Origin of the sequence: Streptomyces sp. NPDC057438 (assembly GCF_042802995.1) — a bacterium.
Lineage (GTDB): Bacteria > Actinomycetota > Actinomycetes > Streptomycetales > Streptomycetaceae > Streptomyces.
In genome coordinates, this window is record NZ_JBHVDD010000049.1 from 20,909 (window position 1) to 35,641 (window position 14,733).

At 73.3% G+C, this 14,733-nt stretch carries 14 protein-coding genes; 9 read left to right on the top strand and 5 right to left on the bottom strand.

Features of this window, described 5'->3' with window-relative positions:
* Positions 1 to 58: 58 nt before the first annotated feature.
* Positions 59 to 946 (top strand): FCD domain-containing protein, encoded by an 888-nt coding sequence (locus ACFU5F_RS24835; RefSeq protein WP_383891176.1) that lies wholly within the window; start codon positions 59 to 61, stop codon positions 944 to 946.
* A gap of 101 nt (positions 947 to 1,047) precedes the next feature.
* Positions 1,048 to 2,067, top strand: a complete 1,020-nt coding sequence (locus tag ACFU5F_RS24840) for a 1-aminocyclopropane-1-carboxylate deaminase (RefSeq protein WP_383891179.1) — start codon at positions 1,048 to 1,050, stop codon at positions 2,065 to 2,067.
* 82 nt (positions 2,068 to 2,149) lie between these two features.
* Here ACFU5F_RS24840 and ACFU5F_RS24845 read toward each other — a convergent pair whose 3' ends face one another.
* The 3 genes from ACFU5F_RS24845 to ACFU5F_RS24855 form a co-directional block, all read right to left on the bottom strand.
* Positions 2,150 to 3,373: a TerD family protein gene (locus ACFU5F_RS24845; RefSeq protein WP_383891278.1), complete on the bottom strand. Its 1,224-nt coding sequence runs from the start codon at positions 3,371 to 3,373 to the stop codon at positions 2,150 to 2,152.
* A 74-nt stretch (positions 3,374 to 3,447) separates the two neighbouring features.
* A complete protein-coding gene (locus ACFU5F_RS24850; protein ID WP_383891182.1) occupies positions 3,448 to 3,669 on the bottom strand; it encodes a hypothetical protein in 222 nt (73 codons plus the stop codon).
* Positions 3,670 to 3,920: 251 nt separating this feature from the next.
* Complete coding sequence (locus tag ACFU5F_RS24855; protein WP_383891185.1) at positions 3,921 to 4,730, bottom strand: NAD-dependent epimerase/dehydratase family protein; 810 nt, start codon at positions 4,728 to 4,730, stop codon at positions 3,921 to 3,923.
* Between the two features lie 203 nt (positions 4,731 to 4,933).
* On the opposite strand from ACFU5F_RS24855, the gene ACFU5F_RS24860 reads away from it, so the two are divergent.
* Together ACFU5F_RS24860 and ACFU5F_RS24865 are read left to right on the top strand one after the other, a co-directional pair.
* Complete coding sequence (locus ACFU5F_RS24860; RefSeq protein ID WP_383891188.1) at positions 4,934 to 5,926, top strand: 5-dehydro-4-deoxyglucarate dehydratase; 993 nt, start codon at positions 4,934 to 4,936, stop codon at positions 5,924 to 5,926.
* Positions 5,923 to 7,089: a hypothetical protein gene (locus tag ACFU5F_RS24865; RefSeq protein ID WP_383891191.1), complete on the top strand. Its 1,167-nt coding sequence runs from the start codon at positions 5,923 to 5,925 to the stop codon at positions 7,087 to 7,089. The genes ACFU5F_RS24860 and ACFU5F_RS24865 overlap by 4 nt, the downstream gene beginning before the upstream one ends.
* Positions 7,090 to 7,154: 65 nt before the next feature.
* Here ACFU5F_RS24865 and ACFU5F_RS24870 read toward each other — a convergent pair whose 3' ends face one another.
* Together ACFU5F_RS24870 and ACFU5F_RS24875 are read right to left on the bottom strand one after the other, a co-directional pair.
* Positions 7,155 to 7,766 (bottom strand): dihydrofolate reductase family protein, encoded by a 612-nt coding sequence (locus ACFU5F_RS24870; RefSeq protein WP_383891193.1) that lies wholly within the window; start codon positions 7,764 to 7,766, stop codon positions 7,155 to 7,157.
* Between the two features lie 21 nt (positions 7,767 to 7,787).
* Positions 7,788 to 9,047, bottom strand: coding sequence for an MFS transporter (locus ACFU5F_RS24875; RefSeq protein WP_383891196.1), 1,260 nt, complete (start codon positions 9,045 to 9,047; stop codon positions 7,788 to 7,790).
* 193 nt (positions 9,048 to 9,240) lie between these two features.
* On the opposite strand from ACFU5F_RS24875, the gene ACFU5F_RS24880 reads away from it, so the two are divergent.
* The 5 genes from ACFU5F_RS24880 (at position 9,241) to araD (ending at position 14,627) form a co-directional block, all read left to right on the top strand.
* Positions 9,241 to 9,834, top strand: a complete 594-nt coding sequence (locus tag ACFU5F_RS24880; RefSeq protein ID WP_383891198.1) for a TIGR03086 family metal-binding protein — start codon at positions 9,241 to 9,243, stop codon at positions 9,832 to 9,834.
* Positions 9,835 to 10,286: 452 nt separating this feature from the next.
* Complete coding sequence (locus tag ACFU5F_RS24885) at positions 10,287 to 11,036, top strand: MBL fold metallo-hydrolase (protein WP_383891201.1); 750 nt, start codon at positions 10,287 to 10,289, stop codon at positions 11,034 to 11,036.
* Between the two features lie 165 nt (positions 11,037 to 11,201).
* A complete protein-coding gene (locus ACFU5F_RS24890; RefSeq protein ID WP_383891204.1) occupies positions 11,202 to 11,885 on the top strand; it encodes a GntR family transcriptional regulator in 684 nt (227 codons plus the stop codon).
* 94 nt (positions 11,886 to 11,979) lie between these two features.
* Positions 11,980 to 12,891 (top strand): dihydrodipicolinate synthase family protein, encoded by a 912-nt coding sequence (locus ACFU5F_RS24895; RefSeq protein ID WP_383891206.1) that lies wholly within the window; start codon positions 11,980 to 11,982, stop codon positions 12,889 to 12,891.
* Positions 12,888 to 14,627, top strand: coding sequence for an L-arabinonate dehydratase (araD, locus tag ACFU5F_RS24900; protein ID WP_383891208.1), 1,740 nt, complete (start codon positions 12,888 to 12,890; stop codon positions 14,625 to 14,627). The genes ACFU5F_RS24895 and araD overlap by 4 nt, the downstream gene beginning before the upstream one ends.
* The last annotated feature ends 106 nt before the right edge of the window (positions 14,628 to 14,733 follow it).

The window sequence follows — 14,733 nt, forward strand, 5'->3', positions numbered from 1 at the left end:
GGGGGACACGGGCCACACTCTTGTTCGGCAGACGCACTGGCATCTAACATTTCAGTTCATGGAGGCCATACGACCGGTCGCGCGCACCCTGCTGAGGGACCGCGCCTACCAAGCCATCCGGGACGCCATCGTGGCCGGGGAGATCGAGCCGGGCGCGGTGGTACGGGACGCCGAGTTCGCGGAGCTGCTGGGACTGTCCCGGGCGCCCGTGCGCGAGGCGTTCTCCCGGCTGGTGGACGAGGGACTCCTGGAGAGCAAGCCGCAGAGCTACACCCGGGTCACGGCCGTCGTGGCCTCCGACGTGCGGGACGCCGCCGCCGTGGTCGGGGCCATGCATGAGCTGGTCGCCCGGACCGCCGTGCCCCGGCTGTTCGCCGCGGACGTCGAGATGATGCGCTCGGCCAACGAGCGGTTCGCGGCGGCCGTTCGCACGGGTGACGTCGACGCGGCCCTGGTCGCCGACGACGAACTGCACGACGTGCTCGTCCGGGTGAGCGGCAACCGCGCGGCCGCCGCCACCGTCGCCCGCTACACCCCGCTCATCCGCCGGCTGGAGCGACGGCGCTTCGGCGAGGGCGGCAACTGCCGCTCGGCCGGACTGCACGAGCAGCTGATCGCGGCCTGCGCGGCCGGCGACACGGACGGGGCGGTCCGCGTCACGGCGGAGATCTGGCGCGGCCTGGCCGCACTCGCCGACGGCCCGGACGGCCCGGACGGCCCGGACGAGGAGGCGGGCGGTGTGTCCGTCGCGTCCACCGCGGATGTGGCCGTCGCGTCCACCGGGGATACGGGCCGTGCGTCCCCGGAAGAGGCGGCCGACGCCTCCACGCCACGGCCGTCCCGTGAGTCCGCCGAGCCCGCCGGGTCGGCCGAGTCCGCTCACGAGACCGTCCACCAGCCCGCCCACGAACCGGGCGACGCGCCCGTGCGCCGAGCGGACCACTGACCCGACCGCCCCCGCCCTCTCGCGTCCCCGTCCCCCGAGCCCCCGCCCCGCCGGTTCCGCCTCGCCCGTCCCGCTCCGCCCCACCCCACCCGGGAGAACCCGTGTCCCTGTCTTCCTTCGAGCGCTACCCCCTTCTCTTCGGGCCCTCGCCGGTCCACCCCCTGGAGAGGCTGACCGCGCACCTCGGCGGGGCCTCCGTCTGGGCCAAGCGCGAGGACTGCAACTCCGGCATCGCGTACGGCGGCAACAAGACCCGCAAGCTGGAGTACCTCGTCGCCGACGCGCTGGCCCAGGGCTGCGACACCCTCGTCTCCATCGGCGGCGTGCAGTCCAACCACACCCGCCAGGTGGCCGCCGTCGCCGCCCGCGCCGGGCTCAGGTGCGTGCTCGTGCAGGAGAGCTGGGTCGACTGGCCGGACCCGGTGTACGACAAGGTCGGCAACATCCTGATCAGCCGGCTGGCCGGCGCCGACGTACGGCTCGTCCGGGCCGGCTTCGGGATCGGTTTCAAGGAGAGCTGGGAGCTGGCGCTCAGGGAGGTCGAGGAGGGCGGCGGCAAGCCGTACGCCATCCCGGCCGGCGCCTCCGACCACCCCCTGGGCGGCCTCGGCTTCGCCGGCTGGGCGTACGAGGTCGCCGATCAGGAGCGGGAGCTGGGCGTCTTCTTCGACACGGTGATCGTGTGCTCGGTGACCGGCTCGACCCAGGCCGGCATGGTGGCCGGCTTCGCGGCGCTGGAGGAGGCGGGCGGCAGGCCGCGCCGGGTGATCGGCATCGACGCCTCGGCCAAGCCGACCTCCACCCGGGAGCAGGTCGCCCGCATCGCCCGGAACACCGGGAAACTCATCGGCGTGGAGCGGGAGCTGACCGTGGCCGACGTCGAGCTGGACGAGCGCTACCACGCCGGGACCTACGGGGTTCCGGACGACGCCACCCTCGTCGCCATGCAGCTCGCCGCCCGCACCGAGGGCATGGTCACCGACCCCGTGTACGAGGGCAAGTCGATGGCCGGGATGATCGACCTGATCGAGCGCGGCGAGATCGGCCCGGAGTCGACCGTGCTCTACGCCCACCTCGGCGGCCAGCCCGCGCTGAACGCCTACAGCGGAGTGATCCAGTAGGGAGCGGGGGCTCGGTCCCACCGCTCGCCGGCCGGCCGGGTGCCCCGCGTGCGCGGGGCACCCGGTGTCGCGGGCGTGCGCCTCAGAGGGCCTGCGCCGCCGGCTTCACCATCCCCCTGACCGTGCGGGACTTCACGAAGTCGCCCATCGCGGTCATCTCCCACTCGCCGCTGAACTGCTTGATCAGCTTGGCCATCATCACGCCGGTCTGGGCCTCGGCGCTGGTGAGGTCGAAGCGGACCAGCTCCTCGCCGGTCGCGGCGTCGAGCAGCCGGCAGTAGGCCTTGGCGACCTCGGTGAACTTCTGGCCGGAGAACGAGTTGACCGTGAAGACCAGTCCGGTGACCTCCTGGGGCAGCCGTCCGAGGTCGACCACGATCACCTCGTCGTCCCCGCCGCCCTCGCCGGTGAGGTTGTCCCCGGAGTGCTTGATCGCGCCGTTCACGATCGACAGTTTGCCGAAGTAGCAGCTGTCGATGTGGTTGCGCTGCGGGCCGTACGCGATGACCGACGCGTCGAGGTCGATGTCCTTGCCCCGGTACGCCGGCTCCCAGCCGAGACCCATCTTGACCTGGGAGAGCAGCGGTCGGCCGCCCTTGACGAGGGAGACCGTCTGGTTCTTCTGGAGGCTGACACGGCCCTTGTCCAGGTTGATCTTTCCGGCGCCCGGGGCGGGCGCCGGGGGCGCGGCGGGCGGGGCCGGCGGCACCGGGGGAGCCACGACCCGCGGGTCCATGGCGGGGGCGGGCGGGGCTGCCGGGGGCTGCATGGGGGGAGCGGGCTGCGCGGGGGCCGGCTGGGCGGCCGCGGCGGGCTCCTCCACCGTGACACCGAAGTCCGTCGCGATGCCCGCGAGACCGTTCGCGTATCCCTGACCGACCGCGCGGGCCTTCCACGCGCCGTTGCGCAGATAGATCTCGACGATCACCAGGGCGGTCTCCGTGCCCAGCTGGGGCGGGGTGAACGTGGAGATCACGGAGCCGTTCGCCGCGTCGCGGATCGTCGCCGTCGGTTCGACGCCCTGGAAGGTCTGGCCCGCCGCGTCCGGGCTGGCCGTGACGACGATCTTCTCGATGCCCGGGGGCACGGCGGAGGTGTCCACCGTGATCGAGTCGGGTGCGGTGCCGCCGCCGGAGCGGTAGGTCACGCCCGGCCCGGTCGGCTGGTTGTAGAAGATGAAGTCGTCGTCCGAGCGCACCTTGCCGTCGACGGTGAGCAGCAGGCCCGACACGTCGAGCCGCACGGGGGCGGAGACGTCCACCGCGACGCGGGTGACGGGCAGCGGGATGTTCGAGCCGGGGGTCATAGCGGTCATGCGGGGTGAACGATTCAGGCCGCTTTACCGTTCCCTTACCCGGGCGCGCGGGGCGGCCGTTCGGGTCAGCGGCGGTTGCGGGGGTGCTCCCGGGCCGTGCGTTCGTTGCCCCGGCGGTAGTTCCCGGTCCAGCGGGCCATGACCAGCTGCGGGTCGCCCGCCGCGACCTCGGCGAGGAACCGGGCAGCTCGGGGGCCCCGCAGCGTCGTGGCCGCGCGGCCGTGGTGGTCGATCGTCACGGTGTGGTCGGAGTGCTCGGTGTAGGTGAATCCGCTGGGGCGTGGCATGTCCCGGATGGTAGGGGCGCCGGCGACGCCGTCCCAGCGAATTTCGGTCGCCGGCCGGCGCGCCCGCCGGTCCGTCCGAGCCCCCTGGGCCGAGCGTGGCCCCGGTCGCGCGGTCCGCCGCCCCGAGCCGCGGGAACGCGGCCGATATGCCGGAGCGGGCGGGCCCGTTCGGTGCCCGCCCGCTCCCTCCGCACGGCGTACGGCCCTCGTTTCCCGTACGGCGCACGAGCCTTCCGTGCCGGTACGGCCGGTCAGTACGGCCAGATCGGCGGGTCGCTCACGAAGTGGCCGCCGAGGTTGGCGTGGGCCACGTTCTCGGGGTCCAGTGCGCCCTGCTCGGCGATCAGCTTCTCGGCGTACGGCTCGGAGTCGTCCTGCGGCTCGTAGCCGAGGGCGCGGGCGGTGGACAGGTCCCACCACAGACGGGTGTTGGCGGAGGAGCCGTAGACGACGGTGTGGCCGACGTGCTCGGCGGTCAGGGCCGCGTGGAAGAGGCGGGCGCCGTCGGCCGGGCTCATCCAGAGCGAGAGCATCCGGACGCTGGTGGGCTCGGGGAAGCAGGAGCCGATGCGCACGGAGACCGTCTCCAGGCCGTACTTGTCCCAGTAGAGCTGTGCCAGGTCCTCGCCGAAGGACTTGGACAGGCCGTAGAAGGTGTCGGGGCGGTGCGGGGTGTCGACCGGGATCAGCGGATCCTGGCCCACCGGACGGGGGGTGAAGCCCACGGCGTGGTTGGAGGACGCGAAGACGATACGGGGCACGCCCTCCGCACGGGCGGCCTCGTACAGGTTGTGGGTCCCCTCGATGTTCGCCGCGAGGATCTTCTCGAAGGAGGCTTCCAGGGAGATGCCCGCGAGGTGGATGATCGCGTCGACGCCCCGCACGGCCTCGCGCAGGGCTTTCTTGTCGGCGAGGTCGGCCGTGATCGCGTCCGGCGCGCCCTCGACGGGCAGCAGGTCCAGGAGGCGAAGCTCGTAGCCGTGGGCCGGGAGCAGGTCCCGCATCAGGGTGCCGAGCCCGCCGGCGGCGCCGGTGAGCAGAACGGTGCGGGGAGCGGGCATCCTGGATCTCCTTGCATCGCCAGCCGTGCACATGGGCGTCCGACATTCACATTCATGGACACGCTAGGGAGTGCGCGTCCTGTGCGTCAAGGGGGGCGCCGAGGCGTGAAATCGCTGGTGTGGCGCGGGTTGTCCGGCTTGACCGGCCCGGAGCGGGCGCCCTAGCGTGAGGTTGTTCAGAAATGTAAACACTGATCAGTGACATGGACCTGGGAGAGCCCGTGGACTTGGGACAGCCCGTGACGTCAGCCCCGCTCGCCGCCCGGCTCAGGGTCCCCAGCGGACCGCTGTTCTTCCCCGTCACGGCGTACGGCCCGGACGGGGCGATCGACACCGGCGTTCTTCGCACGCACGTCCGCCGGGGCGTCGAGGCCGGTGCCGCCGCCGTCTTCGTCTGCTGCGGCACCGGCGAGTTCCACGCGCTCACGCCCGAGGAGTTCCAGGAGTGCGTACGGGCCGCCGTCGCGGAAACGGCGGGCCGGGTGCCGGTGGTGGCCGGCGCGGGCTACGGCACCGCCCTCGCCGTGCGCTACGCGCGCCTCGCCGAGGAGGCCGGGGCCGACGGCCTGCTCGCCCTCCCGCCGTACCTCGTCGTGGCCGCCCAGGAGGGGCTGCTGCGCCACTACCGGGAACTCGCCGCGGCGACCTCTCTCCCCGTCGTCGTCTACCAGCGCGACAACGCCGTGTTCACCCCGGAGACGGTGGTCGCACTGGCGCGCACGGAAGGGATCGTCGGCCTCAAGGACGGCCTCGGCGACCTGGACCTGATGACGCGGATCGTCAGCGCGGTGCGTGGCGAGGTCTCCGGCCCGGACGACTTCCTCTACTTCAACGGCCTGCCGACCGCCGAGCTGACCCAGCCCGCGTACCGGGCCGTCGGGGTCTCCCTGTACTCGTCGGCCGTCTTCTGCTTCGTCCCGGAGATCGCCCTGGCCTTCCACCGGGCGCTCGGCGCGGGGGACGACGCGACCGTGCAGCGGCTGCTCGACGGGTTCTACCGGCCCTTCGTCGCACTCCGCTCCCTGGGACGCGGCTATGCGGTGTCACTGGTCAAGGCAGGGGTACGGCTACGGGGGCTGGACGTGGGAGAGGTACGGCCGCCGCTGCACGAGCCGGCCGGTGAACACGTCAAGCGGCTGAGTGAGTTGATCGAGCGCGGCCACGCGCTGCTGGAAGAGTGCCTGGAGGGCAAGTGAAGGCGTCGACGTTCGTCTACCCGTGGGACGTCATCGGGGATCCGGCCGCCGCCGAGCGCGTCGCGGCACTGGGGGTACGGCAGGCGACGCTCGCCTCCGCCTACCACTCCACCCGCGCGCTCACCCCCCGCCACCCCCGGCAGCGCATCGTCACCGCCGAGCACGCGGCCGTGCTGTATCCGCCGGGCGCGCGATGGGAGGGCCGTACGCTGCGGCCGTACACGGCGGGGGACTGGGCGTTCGGCGACGCGTTCGGCGAGGCGGCGACGGCGCTCGCGCACGCCGGACTCGAAGTGCACACCTGGGTGGTCCTGGCGCACAACTCCAGGCTGGGCGCCGAGCATCCCTCGACCTCCGTGGTCAACGCCTACGGTGACCGGTATCCGTGGGCCCCCTGCGTCGCACAGCCGGACACCCGGGAGTACCTGGTGGATCTGGCCGTGGAGGCGGCGGTCCGGCCCGGTGCGCGCGGCACCGAGCTGGAGTCGCTCGGTTGGTACGGCGTCGCCCACCTGCACGCCCACGACAAGACGGGCGGGGTCGGGCTCGGTGACGCCGGGCAGTACCTGATGTCGCTGTGCTTCTGCCGCACCTGCCGCGACGGGTACGCCGGTGCCGGACAGGACCCCGAGGAACTGGCGGCCGCCGTCCGCACGGCGCTGGAACCGCTGTGGCGCGGCGAGAGCGTCGACGAGGGCTGGCCGGCCGTGGAGAAGCTCCTCGGGACCGACCGGGCGGCGGCCACCCGGGTGTGGCGGGACGCGATCGCCCGCTCGCTCCAGGAGGAGACCGTCGGGGCCGTACGGGCCGCCGCGCCCGCGGGGTTCCAGGTACTGCTGCACGCGGACCCGGTGACGTACCACTGCGGGGCCAACCCCGGGGTGGACCCCCGGCACATCCTCGGCGTGGCCGACGGTGTCGTCGTGCCGTGCGGGGGCGGGCCCGGGCTGCTGCCGGCGTTCACGGAGGCCGGGGCGGACGGGGCCGTGCTGGCCGCCAACTTCCCGATCGTGTCGGGCATGGGCGGCAGCCCGGTCACCCTGGCGGAGGACGCGGGGCGGGCGGTGGAGCTGGGGGCCACGGAACTCCGGCTCTACCACGCGGGGCTCGCCTCGGACCAGGACCTGGCGGCGGTGCGGGAGGCGTTGACGGCGGTGGGGTGAGCCGCTGCCGTGGCCGCCCCCCGGCCCACCGGCCCGAGGGCGCGGTCCATGGGGCGGCGACGGGTTCAGCGCGGCAGCACGCGGTAGGTCACATGGGTGACCAGGCTCGCCGCGCGCGAGGCCACCTGTTCCAGCCGCAGCGGGGGGACGCCCTCGAAGAGGCGGGTGCCGGCGCCGAGGGTGAGGGGCGCGATGTGCAGGCGCAGCTCGTCGATCAGGCCGGCGGCGAGGTACTGGTTGACGGTGGTCGCGCCGCCGAGGACGGTGACGTCCCCGTCGCCGGCAGCCGCGCGGGCCCGCGCCAGGGCCGGGGCGATGCCGTCCGTGACGAAGTGGTAGGTGGTGCCGCCGTCCATCGGCAGGGGCTCGCGCGCATGGTGGGAGAGCACGAACACCGGTGCGTGGAAGGGCGGGTCGTCGCCCCACCAGCCGTTCCACGGCCGGTCCCACGCGCCGCGCACCGGGCCGAACATGTTGCGCCCCATGACGAACGCGCCGGCGGTGCTCAGCCGGTCGAGCTCGGCCCGGTTCTCCTCGGGGGTGTCGAACATCCAGGCGTGCAGTCCGCCGCCCGAACCGTCACCGCCGTCGTCGCCGAAGGGACGTTCCTCGCTCTGGCCGAGCCCGGCCGAGTAGCCGTCGGCCGAGACCGTGATGTCGCAGATGACGTTGCCCATGCCACCAGGGTCCCCCACCGCTCAGCGCCGGCACAGCAGCCGGGCCGCCGTCACGAGCAGGAGCGCGCCCACGGCCGGCAGCAGCACCGGGAGACCGGCCACGCCGACCAGGCCCGCGCCGATCGCCATGCCCACCGCGGTCGGGGCGAAGAGGAGGGTGTGGGCGGTCGCCGTGGTGCGGCCCAGCCGGTCGGGCGGGGTCTCGCGCTGGACAGCGGTGAGCGTGGCGGTCAGGACACAGGGGAGTCCGATGCCGATCGCCGCGCTCGAAGCCAGGGCGGTGATGTCGTCGGGGACGGTGCGGGCCGCCACCGCCGCCCCCGTCAGGGCGATGCCGTAGGCCGCGAAGGGGACGTCGCCGAGGCGCCGCAGGAGGGGGCCCGTGGCCAGGCCGACAGCGACCGAGCCGGCGCCCTGGGCGAGGAAGAGGAGGCCGGCGTGGGCGGGGGAGCGGCCCAGGGACTCCACCACCGCGTGGATCAGGGCGCCGTTCACCCCGGAGAGCAGCATCGTCGTGCCGCCGGCCAGGACCAGGGGGCGCAGGCGGGGGTCGGCCAGGAGGTGGCGGGCGCCTTCGGCCGTGCGGGCGTACAGGCCCCGGGTGGGCTCCTCGCAAGGGGCGGGGCGTGTCCCGCGCTCCCGCACCAGCCCGTAGAGCACCGCCGCCGCGACGAACGTGACCGCGTCCAGCAGCGCCACCGTGGCCCCGCCGTACGCCGCGTACAGACCGGCTCCCGCCAGGGGGGCCACCAGCTTCATGCTCTCGTGGGCCGTCATGCGCAGGCCGTTGAAGTCGCCGAGGAGCGACGGGCCGACGGCGCGGGCGATGAGGGCCGACTCGGCCGCGTCGGCGACGACGCCTGCCGCGCCGTGGACGAGGAGCACCGCGTAGAGGAGCCACAGGTCGTCCGGGGTGTCCACGGTGAAGAGGGTGAGGAGAGGGGCGGCCGGCACCAGGTTGGCGGTGATCAGGACGGCGCGGCGGCGGGGGCGGTCCGCGAGGGTGCCGAGGAGCGGGCCGACGAGCAGCGGGGCCCACAGGGCGAGCGTGCACAGCGCCGCCAGCGCGTTCGAGCCGGTGAGGTCCTTGGCCCAGACGCCCGCCACCAGCCACATCGCGGACGAGCCCAGGCCCGAGACCACCACGCCCGCGAGGTACGGCCCCGCGTCGCGGTCCCCGAGAACGCGGGCGGCCCGCCATGCCGGGCGGGGTGGGGGAGCGGGCGTGGTGGTCTCGGGCGTGAGTTCGGGACCGGGTCCGGGGCCGGGTGAGGTGGTCATGTCCGTTGATCGTGGTGCTGAGGCCCCGCCCCGCGGATCGGGCGGATGACCTAGAAAACGTCGCCGGGAGGGACGGACGCGGGCCGAGCGATGAGTTCTCGGGGCGCCGGGGGTCTACCGACAGAAGACCCGACGACACCGTCAACGGCCGCACCACGCCGACGCACCTTCGAGACGTACCCAGGAGTTCCGCATGAACGACCAGGCACCGGCCCCCCTCGACCTCACCTCGCAGGCCCGCGTGGTCGCCCGTCTCGCCCGAGGCGTCCGCGACGATCAGCTGTCGGACCGCACCCCGTGCCCGGAGTACGCCGTGCGCCACCTCCTCGGGCACCTGCTCGGACTGGCCGTCGCCTTCCGTGACGCGGGCCGGAAGGATCTCGGTCCCACGACGGACACCGACCCGCAGGCGGCGCTGCCCGACATCGGGCCGGGCTGGCGCGAGAAGCTGCCGCAGGTGCTCGACGAATTCGCCGAGGCCTGGCGGGACCCGGCCGCGTGGGCGGGGGAGACCCGGGCGGGCGGGGTGTCCCTGCCGGGGGAGATCGCCGGAGCGGTGGCGGCCGACGAACTGGTCGTACACGGCTGGGACCTGGCGCGGGCGACCGGTCAGGCGTACGAGCCCGATCCCGCGGCCCTCGGCGCGACGCACGCCTTCCTCGCCGCCTCGGCCGACGATCCGTCGCGCGGCGAGATCTTCGGCCCCGTGCAGCCCGTACCGGACGAGGCCCCGCTCCTGGACCGGGCGATCGGCCTGAGCGGACGCGACCCGCTCTGGAAGCCGTAGGCCGCGCGGCGGGGCGGAACCGGGGCACCGGCGGTGGAGAGCAGCCGGCCCCTCGCGAAGCCCACTGGACGCGGCTGCGGCTCGGCGTCCGCCGTGTCGGTTTCCTTGCGGAGGGTGGGGGCGGACCGTGCGGCGGGGCGCCGTTGAGCGAGGCGTGGGTGGACGGCTGTGGCGGAGTGGTGTCGGCGGCCGGGGCAGGTGGCTTCGCGGGCGGGACGGCCGCAGTGGCGGGGCGGAGGTTCGGCGGGGGCAGCGTCCACGTCGTGACGGCGAGCGCCGTCCGGCAGCCTCTCTGCCACGGACGCGGCCGCGGCCACGGCGGGCGCCGCCCCGGGGCGGTGTGATTGCTGCGGAGTGGGCGGGCCCGCGCCCGGCCGCCCCTCACCGGCGCATCCAGGACAGAACCAGTGAAACGCCGCGCGCCCCCTCTGCCGCTCCGTACGCTCCCCGACATGCCCCTGAGTCTCACCGTCCTCGGCACCGCCTCCCCGTATCCCCGGCCGGGCCGGCCCGCCTCCGGGTATCTGCTGCGGGGCGGGGGCGCCGAGATATGGGTGGACGCGGGGTTCGGGACGTTCGCCGAGTTGCAGCGGCACACGGATCCCACCCGGCTCACGGCGATCTGGATCTCCCATCTGCACGCGGACCACACGGCGGACCTGGCGGCGGCGCTGTACGGCTTCGCGTTCGGCGGCCTCACCCTGCCCGCCCCGCTGCCCGTGTACGCGCCCGACGGCTGCGCGCAGCGCCTCGCGGGATTCTTGGGGCGGCCCGACACAGCCTTCCTGAACAGCGTCTTCGACTTCCGGACCCTGTACGACGGCCACACCGCGCGGCACTGGAATCTCACGCTCACCGCCCGTGCCGTCTTCCACGACGTGGAGGCGTACGGACTGCGCGCCGAGTGCCAGGGGCGCATCTTCGCGTACTCGGGGGACAGCGGCCCGTGTGAGGCGCTGAGCCGGCTCGCCGGCGGCGCGGACCTGTTCCTGTGCGAGGCGGACGTCGACACCCATCGCGAAGGTGAACCCCGGGTGCATCTCACGCCGGAGGAGGCTGGGACGTACGCGAAGAGCGCGAGCCGGCTGCTGATCACCCATGTGGGCCCCACGCTGACCCCGGAGGGGGCGACCGGCCGGGCGGCCGTGGTCTTCGGCGGGCCGACCGAGAGCGCGCGCGAGGGCGACACCAGGATCGTGTGATTTCAAGATCATGTGACGGCGGGCACATCTTCTTCTGTCAGAAGCATTGACGAAACATCACGCCCCTCCCTACCTTCAACGCGTCGTACTTCGTACGTCATATATGAGACGCGATATGTGAGATCCCATACCTGAGATCTCACACGTGAGAACCGAGAGGCGCGCATGACCTCTGTGCCCACGCCGATCCCGTCCCGCACGCAGTTCGTGCTGGAGGGGATCAAGCACCGCATCCTCACCGGGCAGTTGACGCCCGGCCAGGCCCTGGTCGAGACCGAGCTGGCCGCGCAGTTCGGGGTGTCCAAGACGCCCGTGCGCGAGGCGCTCAAGACGCTCGCCGGGACCGGGCTCGTCGTGATGAACCAGTACAAGGGCGTCACGGTGCGCATGGTGGACGCGGACATGGCGCGCGAGGTCTACGACGTACGGCTGCTCCTGGAGCCGGAGGCCCTGCGGCGCTCGGTGCGGCGCGGCGCCCCGTGGGAAGCGGCGAGCGACGCGCTGACCAGGGCAGACGCGGCCACGGACACCGCCGAACGGTCGCTGGCCAACCGGGAGTTCCATCGCGCCCTGTACGTGCCGTGCGGCAACCCGCTGCTCGGGCGGATGCTCGACGAGGTGCGCGACCAGGCCGCCCTGGTGTCGGCCGTCGCCTGGGCCGCAGACCCCTCCTGGGAACGGGAGGCCGCAGAGCACCGCGAGATCCTGCGGCTCGCCCTGGACGGCGACGCCGACGGCGCGGCCGACGCCCTGCACGCCCACATCGCCTCGTTCGTCGAACGGGCCTTCCCCGGGGCGCGGGAGGACGAGCAGGCCCACCCGTCCCTGCGGGCCCGGCAGGCCCGGTAAGCCGCCAAGTCCACGAGGCACGGCGAACCCGCCCGGCGCGGCGGACCCGTCCGGCCTCCGCAGTCCTCCAGCTCCTCGCAGAGGAAGGTCATCCATGAGCAGCGTGACGTTCGAGACCCAACGGGCGGCCCTGGCCGACGTGGTGGCGATCCCGGTGACTCCGTTCGCCGAGGACGGCACCGTCGACCAGGGTGCCCACCGGGCCCTGTTGCGCCGGCTGCTCGACGGAGGGATCACCACCCTCACCCCGAACGGAAACACCGGCGAGTTCTACGCCCTGACCCCCGAGGAGCGCCGGCTGGTCACCGAGCTGACGATGGACGAGGCCGGCGACCGGGCCGTGATCCTGGTCGGTGTCGGACACGACGTGCCCACCGCCGTCGCCTCCGCCGAGCACGCCCGCGAGCTCGGGGCGCAGATGGTGATGGTCCACCAGCCGGTGCACCCGTACGTGTCGCAGGACGGCTGGGTCGACTACCACCGGGCGATCGCGCGGGCCGTGCCCGAGCTGGGCGTCGTGCCCTACATCCGCAACGCGCAGCTCACCGGCGAACGGCTCGCCCGGCTCGCCGACACCTGCCCCAACGTGGTCGGGGTCAAGTACGCCGTCCCGGACGCCGCCAGGTTCGCCGCCTTCGCCCGCGACGCCGGCCTCGAACGCTTCGTCTGGGTGGCCGGGCTCGCCGAGCCGTACGCGCCCTCCTACTTCTCGGCCGGCGCCACCGGCTTCACGTCGGGCCTGGTGAACGTCGCCCCGGCCGTCTCGCTGAACATGATCGAGGCGCTCCGGGCCGGTGACTTCCCCGGTGCCATGAAGATCTGGGAGCAGATCCGCCGCTTCGAGGAGCTGCGCGCCGCCAACGGCTCCGCCAACAACGTCACCGTCGTCAAGGAGGCCCTCGCCTCCCTCGGCCTCTGCCGCCGCGACGTCCGGGCGCCCAGCAGACAGTTGCCCGAGGACGAACGCGCCGAGGTCGCCGCCATCGCCGCCGGGTGGTCGATATGAACGACGCGCACGCCAGGAAGAGGCCGGAGGAGCTCCGCAGCCACCAGTGGTACGGCACGGACGGGCTGCGCTCCTTCAGCCACCGCGCCCGCACCCGTCAGCTCGGCTACCTCCCCGAGGAGCACCTCGGCAAGCCGGTCATCGCGATCCTCAACACCTGGTCCGACATCAACCCCTGTCATGTGCACCTCCGGGATCGTGCCCAGGCGGTCAAGCGGGGGGTGTGGCAGGCGGGCGGCTTCCCGCTGGAGTTCCCGGTCTCGACCCTGTCGGAGACCTTCCAGAAGCCGACCCCCATGCTCTACCGCAACATGCTCGCGATGGAGACGGAGGAGCTGCTGCGCTCCTACCCGGTCGACGGGGCCGTCCTGATGGGCGGCTGCGACAAGTCGACGCCCGCCCTGCTCATGGGCGCGGCCAGCGTCGACCTGCCGGCCGTCTTCGTGCCCGCCGGGCCGATGCTGCCGGGCCACTGGCGCAACGAGGTCCTGGGCTCCGGCACCGACATGTGGAAGTACTGGGACGACAAGCGCGCCGGGCTCATCGGCGACTGCGAGATGACCGAACTGGAGTCCGGTCTCGCGCGCTCGCCGGGCCACTGCATGACGATGGGCACCGCCTCCACGCTCACCGCCGCCGCCGAGGCGCTCGGCGTCACGGTCCCGGGCGCGTCCAGCATCCCGGCCGTCGACTCGGGCCACGACCGCATGGCGGCCGCCGCCGGCCTCAGGATCGTCGAACTCGTCCACCGGGACCGGAAGCTGAACGACATCCTCACCGCGGACGCGTTCGAGGACGCCGTCACCACCGTCCTCGGACTCGGCGGCTCCACCAACGCCGTCATCCACCTCATCGCCATGGCCGGCCGCGCGGGCGTCAAGCTCACCCTCGACGACTTCGACCGTGTCGCCCGTACCGTGCCGGTGCTCGCCAACGTACGGCCCGGCGGCCAGAAGTACCTGATGGAGGACTTCCACTTCGCGGGCGGCCTCCCCGGGTTCCTGTCCCGGATCACCGACCTGCTGCACCTGGACCGGCCGACGGTCTCGTACGACACGATGCGCGAACAGCTGGGCGGCGCGCTCGTGCACGACGACGACGTCATCCGGACCCGGGAGAACCCGGTCGCCGCCGAGGGAGGGGTCGCCGTCCTGCGGGGCAACCTCTGTCCGGACGGCGCGGTCATCAAGCACATCTCCGCCGAACCGCACCTGCTCAGGCACACCGGACCGGCGGTCGTCTTCGACGACTACCGGACGATGCAGCGCACGATCAACGACCCGTCGCTCGGCATCACCGCCGACAGCGTGCTGGTGCTGCGCAACTCCGGCCCCAAGGGCGGGCCGGGCATGCCCGAGTACGGGATGCTGCCCATCCCCGACCACCTGCTGAAGCAGGGCGTACGGGACATGGTGCGGATCTCCGACGCCCGGATGAGCGGCACCAGTTACGGCGCCTGCGTGCTGCACGTGGCACCGGAGTCGTACGTCGGCGGGCCCCTCGCCCTGGTGCGCACCGGCGACACCATCACCCTCGACGTCCAGGCCCGGTCCCTGCGACTCGATGTGGACGACGAGGAGCTGGAGCGCCGCCGGGAGGACTGGACCCCACCCCCCACCCGCTACGAACGCGGCTACGGCGCCCTCTACAACGACCAGATCACCCAGGCCGACACCGGCTGCGACTTCGAGTTCCTGGCCAGGCCGGGCAAGGTCCCGGACCCGTACGCCAGCTGAGAACCCCCGGCCCTTCAAGGGGCGCGGGGAACTGCGCGACAAGCCCCCACGCAACCGCACCCGCGAACGCACCACACGTGGCACCCCGTACCGCGCCCCCGACCGT